Origin of the sequence: Streptomyces sp. BBFR102 (assembly GCF_051397025.1) — a bacterium.
Taxonomy (GTDB): Bacteria; Actinomycetota; Actinomycetes; order Streptomycetales; family Streptomycetaceae; genus Streptomyces.
On record NZ_CP195757.1, the window covers coordinates 6,072,123 to 6,086,531 of the forward strand.

3 protein-coding genes are annotated in these 14,409 nt (G+C 74.7%); 1 reads left to right on the forward strand and 2 read right to left on the reverse strand.

Annotated elements, in window-relative coordinates; genetic code table 11:
- Positions 1-15: 15 nt before the first annotated feature.
- Both ACSLIC_RS26340 and ACSLIC_RS26345 read right to left on the reverse strand, forming a co-directional pair.
- Positions 16-3,837: a type I polyketide synthase gene (locus tag ACSLIC_RS26340; RefSeq protein ID WP_436740196.1), complete on the reverse strand. Its 3,822-nt coding sequence runs from the start codon at positions 3,835-3,837 to the stop codon at positions 16-18.
- Entirely contained in the window at positions 3,830-12,511 is an 8,682-nt protein-coding gene (locus ACSLIC_RS26345) for an amino acid adenylation domain-containing protein (RefSeq protein ID WP_436740197.1), read from the reverse strand. The genes ACSLIC_RS26340 and ACSLIC_RS26345 overlap by 8 nt, the downstream gene beginning before the upstream one ends.
- Before the next feature lie 586 nt (positions 12,512-13,097).
- Between ACSLIC_RS26345 and ACSLIC_RS26350 the strand changes: the two genes are divergently transcribed.
- Positions 13,098-14,387 (forward strand): phthiocerol/phthiodiolone dimycocerosyl transferase family protein, encoded by a 1,290-nt coding sequence (locus ACSLIC_RS26350; RefSeq protein WP_436740198.1) that lies wholly within the window; start codon positions 13,098-13,100, stop codon positions 14,385-14,387.
- Positions 14,388-14,409: the final 22 nt, after the last annotated feature.

The following is a 14,409-nucleotide window of genomic DNA, read 5'->3' on the forward strand; positions in this document are numbered from 1 at the left end:
TTCCGGGGCACCGGGTCAGCCGGAGGCCGGGCGCAGGACCTTGGCGACGACCTCGCCGATGCGGGCCATCGGGTCGGGTTCGGTCATGTCGTAGTGGCCGCAGGGCACGGCGTGGTCCTCGAAGGCACCCCGCACGTACGGGCGCCAGGCGTCGGCCTTGCCGGCGGCGAGCGAGAGGTCTCCGGCGTCGGCGGCCGGGACGAGGTCCCGCGTGGCGCTGAAGAACAGCGCGTCGCCGCGGAAGACGCCGGGCGTGAACTCCGGTGCGATTCGCAGGTTGTTGCGCATCACTGCGGCGATGGAGGCCGCCTCGTCGCGGGAGACGGGTGAGGAGCCGGCGGTGTGGGCCTCACCGACGCGGTCGAGCACGTCCTCGACTCCGGGCGGGCCGTCCGCGCCGACCGGCAGCCCCGCCACCCGCGACAGCAGTCCCGCGACCTGCCTCTCCGCGGCCCCCGGGTCGTGCGCGCTCCCGTGCGGGAGTGGAGCGTCGAGCAGCGCCAGCAACTCGACCTCCTCACCCCGCTCCTGCAGGGCGCACGCCATCGCGTGGGCGACGAAACCGCCGTACGACCAGCCCAGGAGCCGGTACGGGCCGCTCGGCTGGACCGTGCGGACGAGGTCGAGATAGCCCTCGACCATCTCCCGGGCGTCGCGGGCCGGCTGCCCGGCGCCGTCCAGACCGGCGGCCTGGAGGCCGAACACCGGCTGGTCCGCGCCGAGATGAGGCAGCAGCCCGGAGTACCGCCAGGAGACTCCGGCGCCCGGGTGCACACAGAACAGGGGCCGCCGGGCGCCCTCGGGACGCAGCGGCAGCAGCGGCGCCAGCGCGCCCGGCCCGGCGGCGGCGTCCTCCGCGGGTTCGTCGGCGGCGAGCAGGCCCGCCACCGTCGGCGCGGCCAGCACGGAGGCGGCCGGCACGTCCAGCACACCCTTCTGCCGCAGCCGCCCCACGAGGAGCACGGCGCGCATCGAGTCGCCGCCCAGGTCGAAGAAGTTGTCGTGGACCCCGATGCCACCGATCCCCAGGGACTCCTCCCACAGCTCGGTGACGGCCCGCTCGCGCGGGGTGCTGGGAGCCACGTGGGCGGTCGCCAGGTGCGGACGCGGCGCGAGTCCCGTTCCCCCGCCCCGGGCCGGCTCCTCCGGCCGGGTGCCGGACCCCTCCGGGGCGCGCGCCCCGGGTGCGTCGATCCAGTGGCGGTGGCGCTCGAAGGCGTACCCGGGCAGCGGTACCCGGCCCGCGCCGCGCGGCGGCCGCGGGACGTGCGGGAGCGCGGCGTCCACACCGGCGCTCCACAGCCGCCCCAGCGCCTCGGCCAGCACGAAGCCGTCCGCCGCCTGCGCCTTGGCGTGCCGCATGGTCGTCACGGTCACCGGGCCCTCGCCGCCGAGCCGCGCCCGCGCCAGCTTGGTGAGGCTGTCGCCGGGCCCGATCTCCACGAGGACCGGCCGCTCCCGTTCCCACAGCGCCGCGATGCCGTCGGCGAACCGGACGGTGCGCCGGGTGTGGTCCACCCAGTGACCGACCTCCGTCGCCTGCGCGTCGGTGGCCCAGTCGCCCGTCACGTTCGTGACGTACGGAATGCGCGGCGGCCGCAGTGTCAGCGTGCGCAGGTGACCGGCGAAGCTCTCCAGGACCGGGTCGAGCACGTGTGAGTGAGCGGCGGCGGGCATGCGCAGCCGGCGGAACGGCACGTCGCGGCGGGTCAGTTCCGCCTCCAGCCGGTCGACCGCATCGGTGTCGCCGGCGACCGTGCACGCCACCGGGCTGTTGACCGCCGCCAGCGACAGCCCCTCGCCCAGCAGCGGGAGGACGGTGTCGGCACAGGCCGCGACCCCGACGGTGGCACCGCCCGAGGAGACGATGAGCCGGATGCGCTCGGCGACCACCGGCAGCGCCTCGTCGATCTCCATCACCCCGGCCAGACAGGCTGCGGTGTACTCGCCGAGGGAGTGACCGATCAGGGCGTCGGGCCGGACCCCCTCCTCCATCAGCGTGCGGGCCAGCGCGTACTCGGTGACGAACAGCGCCAGGAAGGCGGCCGTGCTGCCCGGCTCGACCTCCTCGAACAGGGCGGTGCGCAGGTCCGCGCCGAGGGCCGGCCGCAGGACCGCGGAACAATGGTCCACGGTGTCCCGGTAGACGTCGTTCTCCCGGTACAGCCCACTGCCCATGCCCACGTACTGGGTGCCGCCGCCCGGCAGCAGGAACGCCACCTTCGGCGGCTCGTCGGGCACCGGCGGCACGGCCGGCACCGCCGCGCGCAGCGCCTCCACCGCCTCCGGCACCGACGACGCCGACACGGTGAGACGGTGCCGCAGCGCGGGCCGGTCGGCGCGCAGCGCGCCCGCCACGTCGTCCAGCCGCAGCCCGGGCCGCTCCTCCAGGCGGCGCGCGAGCGCGTCGGCCTGCCCGCGCAAGGCCCCCGAGGTCCGCGCCGACAGCGGCAGGACGAGCCGGCGGCCGTCCTCCGAGGGGCGTGGCGGGGCGGGCGTGACCGGCGGAGCCTCCTCCAGGATCACGTGCGCGTTGGTGCCGCCGACCCCGAAGGCGCTGACCGCCGCACGCCGGGGATGGCCGGGCTCTTCCCGCCACTCCTCCAGCGTGGTCGGCACACGGAACGGGCCGGAGGCGAGGTCGATCAGCGGGTTCGGCCGCTCGAAGTGCAGGCTCGGCGGGATTCGGCGGTGCTCCAGCGCGAGCACCGCCTTGACGAGCCCGGCCATGCCCGCTGCCGCGCCCAGGTGCCCGATGTTGGTCTTGACCGAGCCGAGGGCGCAGTAGCCGCGCCGGTCGGTGCTCTCGCGGAACGCCTCGGTGAGCGCCGCCACCTCGATGGGGTCGCCGATGCGGGTGGCGGTGCCGTGCGCCTCGACCAGACCGATGGTGTCCGCGTCGATCCCGGCCTGCGCCTGCGCGGCCAGCACCACCTCGGTCTGGCCCTGCGTGCTCGGCGCGGTGAAGCCGACCTTGCGGCGGCCGTCGTTGTTGACGGCCGTGGCGCGGACGACGGCCCGGATGCGGTCGCCGTCGGTCAGCGCGTCCTCCAGCCGCTTGAGGACCACCACGCCCACGCCGTCCCCGGACGAGGTGCCCGCCGCGTCGTCGGCGAAGGTGCGGCAGTGACCGTCGGGGGAGAACGGACCGTCGGGCACGTGGCGGTAGCCGAGGTGGGCCGAGGGATTCAGCGAGACCGCCGCCGCCAGCGCGGTGTCGCAGCGGTACTCGACGAGATCCTGGAAAGCGGTGTGCAACGCGACCAGCCCCGTGGAGCAGGCGGTCTGGAGCGACAGGCTCGGCCCGGTCAGGCCCAGCTCGTAGGAGACCCGGGTGGCGAGCGTGCCCAGCGAGTTGGCGGTGGCCGCGTGGACCAGGGCCACCGAGCCGGGCTGCCCGGCGAACCGGGGGTGCACGTGCGCGGGGTAGTAGCGGCTGTCGCCGCTGCCCGCGTACACCCCGGTCGTGGCGGACGGGGTGTCCTCGCCGAGGTGGCCCGCGTCCTCCAGCGCGTGGTACGCCGTCTCCAGCAGCAGCCGCTGCTGCGGGTCGACGACCGCCGCCTCGGCCGGGCTGTACCCGAAGAAGCCCGAGTCGAAGCGGTCGATGCCCTCGATCACCGACGCCATCCGGATCAGGGACGGGTCGTCGAGGTCCTCCGAGTCACCGCCCGCCGCCAGGAACTCCTCGTCGCTGACCGGCCGTACGGACTCGTGTCCCCGGGCGAGGTTGTCCCAGAAGGCGTCGACGTCGTCGGCGCCGGGGAAGCGCGCCGCCATGCCGATCACGGCGACGGCGGGTGCCTCGTCCTGCGGCAGGGCCTGCGGGTCATCCATGGCGTCGGTCCTTCCTCTGCTGCGCGGACCGGCGGGCGCTGCGCGCCGCCCGTTGCCGCTCTGCCTGCTGCTTGGCCCGCTCCAGTCCGGAGGGCGGTGGAGCGGGGGCGTCCGGGACCTGCCCGGACGCGGCGTCCCGTGGCGCGGCTGCCGCCCCCTGCTGGGAGAGGTGCCGGGCCAGGGCCCGCACGGTGGGACGGGAGAAGAGGTCCACGATGCCCAGCTCGCACCCGAGGGCCTTGTTGACCGCGGTCTGCGCCGCCACGAGCAGCAGCGAGTTCCCGCCCAGGTCGAAGAAGTTCTCGTCCCGTCCCACCCGGTCGCGGCCCAGGACCGTGCACCACACCGCGGCCAGTTCTCCCTCCAGCCGCCGCAGTTCGTCCGCGCCGCCGGTGTCGTCGCTCCGGTCGGCGGAGCCGGCCGACCGCAGGACGAACGTGCCCTCCGGTCCGGCCGCCCGCGCGGCCGCGCCGTACAGGGCGCCCAGATCGGTGCCCTCGTCGAGGACGACCCGGGCGGCCGTACGCCGCACCTGCCGTACCGGTGCGAGGACGTGCGAGCGCACCCAGGGGGCGGTGCGGTCGGCGCCGATGAGCAGGTGCGGGAGGTCCAGCGTGCGCGCGAGGTCGAAGGAGCGCAGGGCCGCCTGGGCGTCCAGCACCCGGTAGCCGCGCGCCTCGGTGAGCGAGGTGAGCTGGTAGCCGAGGCTCATCCCCCGCTCGCGCCACATGCTCCAGGCCAGGCTCTGCCCCGGCAGGCCCTCGCGCCGGCGCCGGAGGGCGAGGTCGTCCAGTGCCGCGTTGGCAGCCGCGTAGGCCGCGTTCATCGCGCCGCCGAAGAACCCGTTGACGGAGGAGAAGGTGACGAACGAGGTGACCGGGTGGCCGGCGGCGACCCGGTGCAGGGCCCACGCCCCGTCGACCTTGGCCGCCAGCGCCGCACGCCACTCCTGCGGGGTGAGTTCCCGGACGGGCCGCTCGTCGAAGGCGCCGGCCAGGTGCAGCACCGACACCAGCGGGACGCCCCAGGCGTCGGCGGCCCGCCGCACGGCCGACCGCACCTGCGCGGCGTCGGTGACGTCGGCGGTCTCGTAACGGACCTCGCCGAGCCGTCGCAGCCTCCGGAACGCCTCGATACGGGCCGAGGCGGGACCCGCGTCGGCCAGGTGCCGCTCCCAGGTGTCCTCGGGGGGCAGCCCGGTGCGGCCGATGAGCAGCAGCCGCGTGCCGGGCTCCTTCAGCAGGTGGGCGGCCACCTCGCTGCCGACGCCGCCCAGACCACCGCTGACCAGGTGAAAACCGTCGGCCGGGTCCGGTGCGGTCCGGGGCGGCGGATCGGGCAGCGGGGCCAGCCGCCGCACGTACCTCAGGCCGTCGCGCCGGGCGACCTCGGTGTCGCCCGGGAACCCGGCCGCCTCCGCCAGCACCGCCGCCGCCCGGTCCCCGTCGCTGAGGTCGAGGTGGACGCCGCGCAGCCACGGCAGTTCCTCGCGCAACGACTTGAGCAGCGCCCCGGCCGCGGCGTGCGAGGCCGTGGGCCGGTCCTCGGGCGTCACGGCCTGGGCGCCGTCGGTCACGAACAGCAGGTCAACCGGCCGCTCGCCGCCGGTCCGGCCCGCGAGTGCCTGGGCCAGCACCAGCAGCGACACGTCGCTTCCGGGGGCCGCGCCGTCCTCCGCGTCGTCCCTCGCGGCGAGGCGCACTACGGTGTCCGGCGTCCGTCCGTCCGCGTCCAGCCTCTCCAGCACCGCCGCGAGATCCCCGGCCTCGCCGGGACGTACGCCGTAGGAGGCCGCGCCGTTCCGCTCAGGGGCCGGGCCCTCCGTGACGACCGTGCACAGTCCGCCGGCGTCGCGCACCGCCGCGGCGACCTCTTCGGCCACCGCGTGGGCGTGCGGCGCGGGACCCGCGAGGACGAGGACGCGGTGGCCCGTCGGAAGCGCGGCCCCGTGCAGGTTCTCGGCGGGCCGCCACACCGGGTGCAGGAACCAGTCCGGCAGGGTGGCGGCCGTGCCGAGCAGCAGCTGCGTCTCGCGGACGGTGCCGTCGAACTCCCCCGCCTCGAAGGACTTGCGGAGCTTGGTCCGCTGGATCTTGCCGATCTCCGTCTTCGGGATGGCCTCGGCCTCGACGGGGATCAGGAACGCGGGGCTCACTCCGATCTCCCGAGTGACCTTGCCGGCGATCTCCCGGAGCGCACCGGCCGGGTCCTGGCCGGGGGCCAGACGGAGGAAGAGCGCCAGTTCGTCGGTGGCGGCCGACGCGTCGGACCGGACGGCGACGGCGGCCGTGAAACTCCGTACGACGCTGGGAAGTTCCTCGACGCAGGCCTCGATCTCGTGGCTGTAGTGGTTGACGCCGTTGACGATGATGACGTCCTTGGCGCGCCCGGTGATGTACAGCTCGCCCGCGCGCAGGAACGCCAGGTCGCCGGTGTCGAACCAGCCGTCCTCGGTGAACGACTCGGCGTTGGCCCGCGCGTTGTCGTGGTAGCCCTGTGTCACCGAGGTCCCGAGGACCTGGAGCCGGCCCACGTCGCCCTCCGAGAGCAGCGCGTCCTGGTCGTCGACGACGCGCATGGCGAATCCGGGGTAGGGCAGGCCGCAGCTGACGAACGCCTCGTCGTGGTCCGGCGCCTCGGAGGCCAGCACGCTGTCGGTCACCACCGAGCAGGTCTCCGACATGCCCCAGCCCGGGTGCATGACGTCCTGGGGCAGCCCGAACGGCGCGAGGGCGTGCAGGAACCGTCGTGCCGCGGAGGCCACGACGACCTCACCGGCGTTCATCACCAGCCGTACGGCGGAGAGGTCCCAGTCGCGGTCCTGGAAGCGGTGGGCCTGCTCGGCGAGGAGCCCGAACGCGAAGTTCGGGGCCCAGGTGACGCTCACGCGGTGGCGGTCGGCCAGTTCCGGCCACCTCACCGGGTCCTCCAGGACCCAGGAGGTCGGCGCGTGGATCTGCCGGCAGCCGAGGTAGACGTCGCGAAGGTGGAACATGACGACGCCGGTCACATGGTCGAGCGGGATCCAATTCAGGGAGACGTCACCGGAACCCAGCCCGTTCATCGCCTCGGTGGCCGCGGCGCGGGTCAGTACGTTGCGGTGGGTGAGCCGCACGGCCTTCGGCAGACCGGTGCTGCCCGAGGTCATCAGCATGAGGATGAGGTCGTCGGGCCGGGCCTCGTACCAGTCGCGGTCCTCGGGCTCCTCGCGCAGCGCGTCGGCCGTGGTGAGCCGGAGCCCGGACCACTCGCGGCGGGCGGCCAGCTCCCGCAGCCCCGGCTCGCCGGCGGCCGAGGTCACGATCCAGGGCCGGTCCAGCATCTCCCAGATGCCTTCGAGCTTGCTGACGGCGGCCGAGGTGGTGGCGTAGGAGACGGGCACCGTCAGCGGGACGGCGACGAAGCCGCCGAGGACGCAGCCCCACAGCGCGGCGACGAAGTCCTCGGTGTCCTCGCACTGGAGGATGACCCGGTCACCCGGCCTGAGGCCCCGTCGGCGCAGGCCCGCCAGGGCACGTGAGGCTTCGGGGACGAGACTCGCGTACGAACGCCGGGTCTCCGATCCGTCCGCGCGCACGTGCACGACCTCGCCGTCCGGGTGGCCCGCTGCGCGCAGCAGCGCCTCGGCCCAGCCGGAGACCGACGGCTCGGGCAGCGCGGGACCCTCACTGAGCGCGGGGACGGACGCCGGACGCTCCACGGGCGGCGCGTCCGTTCCGGCCTCGGCCCCGGCGGGCCGCGGGCGTCCCACGTGGCGGCGCTCCAGCTCCTCGGGCACCTCCTCCAGGACCACCTCGGCCTCGCGGACGCCCGGCAGTTGGGCGAGTCGCTCCCGCCAGGCACCCGCCGCCACCGCGTCGACGACGGCGAGCTCCTTCAACGCGCCCTCGTCCAGGCCGCCTTCGGCCGTACGGGGCAGGCCGCTGACCGCGACGACCCGTGTTCCCGGCGCAAGGGAGGAGACCACCTGCTCGGTCCGGTCGGCCGCCCCTGTCCGGTTCGGCACCACGTACACCGTGGCGGGCTCCCCGTCCGGACCGGGCAGGACGACCGCGTCCCCCACCCCGGGTACCTCCAGGACGGAGCGGGTCAGCGCCCCGGCCCGGGCGGTGGTGTCCGCCGTGGCGGGGGAGGGGCGGTCCGCCCGCGGCAGGGCGCCGGGCCGCACTTCGGGGTCGGCGCAGACCACGGCCAGCAGGTCGCGCAGCGCGTCCGCGAACCTCTCGGCGGTGGCCGGGTCGTAGAGGTCGGCCGCGTACTCGACGTGCAGGTCGAGCCCGTCGGCGGTGCCGTCCGCGCCGTGCCGCTCCAGGACGTCGACGAAGAGGTCGAACTTGGCGGTGCCGGTCGCGGCCGGGCGCAGCGGCACCCGGTCCTCGCCGAGCGTGAGCACGGCCCGCTCGTTGTTCTGCAGGGCCAGCATCACCTGGAACAGCGGGTGCCGAGCCGGGTGGCGGCGCGGGTTCACCTCCTCGACCAGCCGGTCGAACGGCAGATCCTGGTGGTCCAGTGCCTGTACGTCGAACGCCCGCACCCGGGCCAGGAGTTCGCGGAAGGTGGGGTCGCCCGAGGCGTCGGCGCGCAGCACCAGGGTGTTGGTCAACAGCCCGACGACCTCGTCGAGCGCCGACTCGGTACGACCGGCCACAGGGGTGCCGACGACGATGTCGTCCCCGGCGCCCCACCGGTTCAGCAGCAGGGCCAGCGCACCGTGCAGCACCATGAAGAGGCTGGCGTTCTCCTGGTCCGCCAGGCGCAGCAGCTCCCGGTGCGTCCCGGCGTCCAGGGGCACGGTCACGCCGCCACCGCGCCCCGACGGGGCCGCCGGCCGGGGGCGGTCCGGGGACGGCGCACTCTCCTCGGGCAGCCCGTCCAGCGCCTGGCGCCAGAACGAGGTCAGCCGCTCCAGCCGCCCCGGCCCCTCCGGGGCGGGCGCGAGCACCCGCCGCTGCCAGAGCGCGAAGTCGGCGTACTGAAGGGCCGGCGGCACCCAGTCGGGCGCCGCACCGGCGCGGCGCGCGGCGTAGGCGGTGCCGAGGTCGTCGGCGAGCGGGCGCAGCGACCAGCCGTCGGCCGCGCTGTGGTGCAGAACGAGCAGCAGGGTGCGCGTGTCACCGGTACCGAACACCCCCGCCCACAGCGCGCTGTCACGCGTCAGGTCGAAGGAGCGCCCCATCGCCGCGGCCACGTGCGCGGCGCGTTCCTCGTCGGGGCAGTCCACCACGTGCAGTTCGGGCCGGAGCGTGCCGGGTGGCAGGACCCGCTGGTGGATCGCACCCTCCTCCTCGAAGACGGTGCGCAGGCTCTCGTGGCGGTCGGCGACGTCTCCCAGGGCGGCGCGCAGCGCGTCCGGGTCCAGCGGATGCCGCAGGGGGACGGGCAGGGGAATGTTGTAGGTGGCCGCCGCGCCGTCCATGCGGCTGAGAAACCACATGCGTTCCTGGGCGAAGGAGGCGGGCACCAGGGACGGGCGCTCGGACGCCGTGAGCGCGGGCAGCGGCCGGCCGGCGTCCGCTCCGGCGGTGAGGCGCCCGGCCAGGGCCGCCGGGGTCGGCGTGTCGAAGAGCGCCGAGATCGCAACGTCCGTGCCGGTCCGTTCCCGCAGCCGGGCCAGCAGCCGGGTCGCGAGCAGTGAGTGGCCCCCGAGGTCGAAGAAGTTGCCGCCGGTGCCGACGGAGTCCGCGGGCAGCCGCAGCACCTCCTCGAACAAACCGCACACCAGGCGCTCTTCGGGCGTCACGGGCGGGGCGCCGCCCGTGACGCCGCCGAAGTCGGGGGCGGGCAGGGCCGCCGTGTCGAGCTTGCCGTTGGCGGTCAGGGGAAGCGCGTCGACGAGCACGCAGGCGGCGGGGACCATGTAGGCGGGCAGCCGCGCCGCCAGATGGGCCCGCAACCCGGCGGGGTCCACCCGGCCCTCCTCGGCGGGCACCGCGTAGGCCACGAGCTGGGTCAGGCCGTCCTCGGCGGTGCGCGGGACGACCGCGCCGCCGGCGACCGCCGGGTGCGCGGTGAGCACGGCCTCGATCTCGCCCGGCTCGATACGGAAACCGCGGATCTTGACCTGCTGGTCGGCGCGGCCCGCGTGGACGAGGGTGCCGTCCGCCCGCCACCGGGCCAGGTCGCCGGAACGGTACATCCGGGTGCCCGGCGCTCCGAAGGGGTCCGGCAGGAACCGCTCCTCCGTCAGCTCCGGCCGGTTCAGGTAACCGGGCGCCACACCCGGCCCGGACACGTACATCTCGCCGGTCGCCCCGGGCGGCACCGGCCGTCCGGCCGCGTCCAGGACGTACACCCGCAGGTCGGCCAGGGGCCGGCCGATGACGCCGCGGCGGCGCGGGTCCTCCAGGTCGGCACGGACCAGCCGGTGGAAGGTGACGTGCACCGTCGTCTCGGTGATGCCGTACATGTTGACCAGCTCCGGCGCGTCCAGGCCGTGCCGGTCGGCCCACGGGCGCAGCCGCTCCGCCACGAGCGCCTCCCCGCCGAGGACCACGTACCGCAGGGAGCCCGTGGACCGGTCCGTCTCGGCGTCCGCCAGGACCAGCTGCTCGAAGGCGGACGGCGTCTGGTTGAGGACCGTCACCCCCTCCTCGTCGAGCAGCCGCAGGAACTCCCGGGGCGAACGGCTCACCTCGTGGGGCACCACGACCAGCCGCCCGCCGTGCAGCAGCGGGCCCCACAGCTCCCACACCGAGAAGTCGAAGGCGTACGAGTGGAACAGCGTCCACACGTCGTCCGCGCCGAAGCGGAAGTGCTCTCCGGACGCCTCGAAGAGCCGCACCACGTGGGCGTGGGGCACCGGCACGCCCTTGGGGCGTCCCGTCGAGCCGGAGGTGTGGATGACGTAGGCGGTGTCGTAGGGGCCGGTCGCGCCCGCGCGGTCCGCGTCCGTCAGGTCGTGCGGCGCGCGGCCCGCCAGGTCGGCCGCGGTCGCCGCGTCGTCGACCACGACGAGCTGCGCGTCCGTCGCGGGCAGCCGTTCCGATCCGGCGGTGTCGGTGACGACGGCGACGGGCTCCGCGTCCGCCATGACCAGCCGCAGCCGCTCGGCGGGGTGCCCGGGGTCCAGCGGAAGGTACGCGGCGCCCGTCTTGAGGACCGCGAGCAGCGCGGGAACGAGCCGCAGGCCGCGCGGCAGGGCCAGCGCGACGAACCTGCCGGGTCCCGCACCCCGCTCGACGAGCAGGCGGGCCAGCCGGTTGGCCTCAGCGTTCAGTTCCGCGTAGCTCAGCGTCTCACCGGCACAGGACACGGCCGTGCGCCCGGGGCCGTCGGCGACGCGGGCCTCGAAGAGCTGGGGGAGGGTACGCGTCACGGGCGGCGTGGGCTCGTCCCGGCGGACAGGCTCTTCGCCGGGCAGCAGCACCGGGGTCTCACCCAGCGGCAGATTCTCCGGGCCGGTCCGCAGTTCACGCAGGACCTTGAGGAACCGTTCCAGGAACAGGGCGAGTCCGTCCTCCTCGTACAGGTCGGGGTGGGCGTCGAAGGCCAGCCAGACGGTGTCCGCCTCCGCGCCGGGCCGCACCGAGATCTGGAGGTCGTCGACCGCGCCGCCCGAGAGGTGGTGGGAGGTCGAGGGGTGCCCGCCGAAGGTGAGGTCCTCGCTGAAGGGGACGATGTTGACGACCGGCCCGTGCACACGGCGGCCACGGCCCAGCACGCCGAGGTCGCGGCGGATCGACTCACCGCGGTAGCGCTGGTGGGTGCGCAGCCCGCGCAGGTCGTCCGCGACCGCCCGGACGAACACGCCGACCGGCGTGTCCGCCGAGGCCGCGACCCGCAGCGGCAGGATGTCCGAGGCCGTACCGGGGGTGCGCAGCGCCGCGCTGCCCAGCCGGCTCATCGCGGCGAGCCCGAGGACCAGATCGTCGGCGCCGGTCATGCGGTGCAGGAAGGCGGCGACGGCGGCGACCAGCAGATCGGTCCGCGCGACCCCCATTCCCTTGGCCGCCTCGTCGAGGGCGCGCGTCTCGGCGGGGGAGAGGACCGCGGTGCGGCGCAGGAACGGAGCTCCGGGCGGCGCGGTGCGGTCGGTGAGCCGCACCGGCTCGGGCAGCCCCGCCAGCCGCTCCGTCCAGTACGCGCGGTCGCGTTGATGGCGGTCGGAGCCGAGGTAGGCGGCCTCCTCGGCGGCGAGCCGGTCCGCGGACTCGAAGCCGGCGGGCGGCGGTTCCTCCCCTGCGGCCAGCGCCGTGTAGGTGTCGGCCAGACGACGCGCCACCAGCTTGTAGCTGTAGCCGTCCAGCAGGATGTGGTGGGCGCGCAGGAACCAGATGAACCGGTCGGGGGCGAGCGTCAGCAGGGCGTGCGAGAAGAGCGGTCCCGCCACCACGTCCACCGGGGTCGCCAGGTCCCGGCGTATCCACTCCTCGGCGGCTGAGGCCGGGTCCGCCTCACCGCTGACGTCCACCCGGTGCACCGGCATCTCGTCCGGCTCGCCGTCCCGCACGGCACGCGGTCCGTCGGGCGTGTCCAGGAAGCGCAGGGCGAAGGTGTCGGCCTCGCGGACGGTCCGCCGCAGCGCCGTCTCGAAGACGATGGTGTCGACGGGTCCGTGGATCTCGACGTACTCACCGGTGTTGTAGGCGGCGGTGCCGGGCGCGAGCCGATGGGCGAACCAGAGCCCCTCCTGTGCCCCGGAAAGCGGCCGACGATCGTCCTCGTTGCCAGACATGACACCAACCCTCGGTTGCGAGCAGGACTTCTCACGGGGGGTCAGGGCGAGCGCGGCGTTCCTGGGGCAGGAACCCCGTCCGGTCGTCGCGGGCCGTGCCCCGGTTCACCCTGCCCTCGCCCGGTCGGGCGGATCAAGCGCGGACGGCACTCGGCGGCCCATTCCAGGGAAATACCTAGAGGGTGCTGTGATGTCCGTCCGGAGAGGTTTGGGAAAGCGGCGGGAGAAAAGGAGGAAGAGTCGGCCGGCGGCCGTTGAATCAAGGGGGCGAATGGGCCCCTTGACTTTCCGCTCGGCCGGATTCACGGGAGTCCGCCTGTCCTCCCGGTGGTCCACTTCGCACACGCCCTGAGCTGCGCGACTGTCTGCCGCGCACCTCCGCCGTTCGGCCGCCCGGTCGTTCTTAGGTGAATCCCTAAACGCGTGGCTCCTAGGGTGACGCCAAGATCGGGGCCTTTCGCTGTCTCCCCTCGCCATGAGGCGTGACAGGGGCTCCGCACTCAATGTGGAGAACCGCCATCCGTGCGGGTGCGGACCGTGCGGTGACGGCTGGAAGGGCTGCCAAATGCGACGCGCGCTGTGTCCCGTGGAAAACCTCTATGTAGCCCAGCGGAGCCGGGCGTTCCTCTCCTGCGCCCTGCGCGGGAACGTCGACCCCTCGGCGCTGGCGGAGGCGTTCGACGCGCTCACGACGGAGCACCCCACCCTCCGCTCCCGCATCGTCCCCGCGGAAGGGGGCCATGCCCTGGAACTCCTTCCGGAGGACGAGCGGCCGCGCCTGATCCTCAAGGAGGGCGGGGACGAGGCGTACATCGAGGAACTGAACGTCCCGCTCCCGGTGGGCGGACCGCTCAGCCGCGCGGCCCTTGTGACGACCGGGCCGGACACCCACCTCCTGACCGTGACGATCGACCACACCGTGACCGACGGACACAGCGCCATCACCCTCATGAACGCGCTCTGGGACCGCTACAGCGAACTCGTCGCGACCGTCCCGGGGCAGACCCCGCCCGTCCCCGTCGCCGAGGCAGAGTGGCCCAGGCCCGTCAGTGAGCTGCTGCCCCCGGCCGACCCCGAGGACACCGAGAAGTACCTGCTGCGGCGCATCGAGGAGACGAGCGCCCACCCGGTCGAGCTCCTCGCCTACGACACCCCGCGCGACCGGCCCGCCGACTCCAAAGACCCGTCGGAGCACCGCATCGAGGTCCGCCGCCTGGCCCTCGGCGCCGAGGAGACCACCCGGCTGCGCTCCGCGGCCCGCGACGCGGGCGTCTCGGTGCACGGCCTCGTCGCCGCCGCCCTGATGACGGCGGCCCGTGCGCGCCTGGACGGCGACGGCCCGCGGACGCTGGGATGCATGTCACCCGTCGACCTGCGTGCGCGGCTCACCCCGCCCGTCTCGCCGTCCGTGATGGTGGCCTCCGTGACCTCCCACCTCCAGGCCGTTCCGGTCCGCGGGGAGACCGACCCGCTCGACCTCGCCCGGGAGATCAGCACCCGCCTGCGGGAGTCCGTCGAGCGCGGCGACCACTTCCACGAGATGCGCATCATGCCGAGGGTCCCCGCCCACCCCGCCCTGCAGATGGGCTCGGTCATCGTGACCAACATGGGCGCCACGGCCGCCCCCCGTTGCCCCGAGGGCGTCGAAGCCACCGACGTCCGCCTCGTCCCGGCTCGCGAGTCGTACTTCCCCCAGGCCGGCCGCAGCCCGGTCATGGCCTGCGTCGTCTCCTTCGACAACCGGCTCGCCGTCGAACTCCCGCACCACACGGCCTGCTTCACCCCGCAGTACATGCGGGCCTTCCGTGACGACGTCCGCACAGCGCTGCTGGCCTTCACCCAGGACGCCGCCCCGGCACCGGTCAGCGCCGACTGACCGCGAACCGCCCGACCGGCCC

What these genes read in the sequence shown, in the direction of transcription:
- ACSLIC_RS26340 (WP_436740196.1), bottom strand. Translation starts at nt 3,837, where the DNA reads ATGGATGACCCGCAGGCCCTGCCGCAGGACGAGGCACCCGCCGTCGCC.
- ACSLIC_RS26345 (WP_436740197.1), bottom strand. Translation starts at nt 12,511, where the DNA reads ATGTCTGGCAACGAGGACGATCGTCGGCCGCTTTCCGGGGCACAGGAG.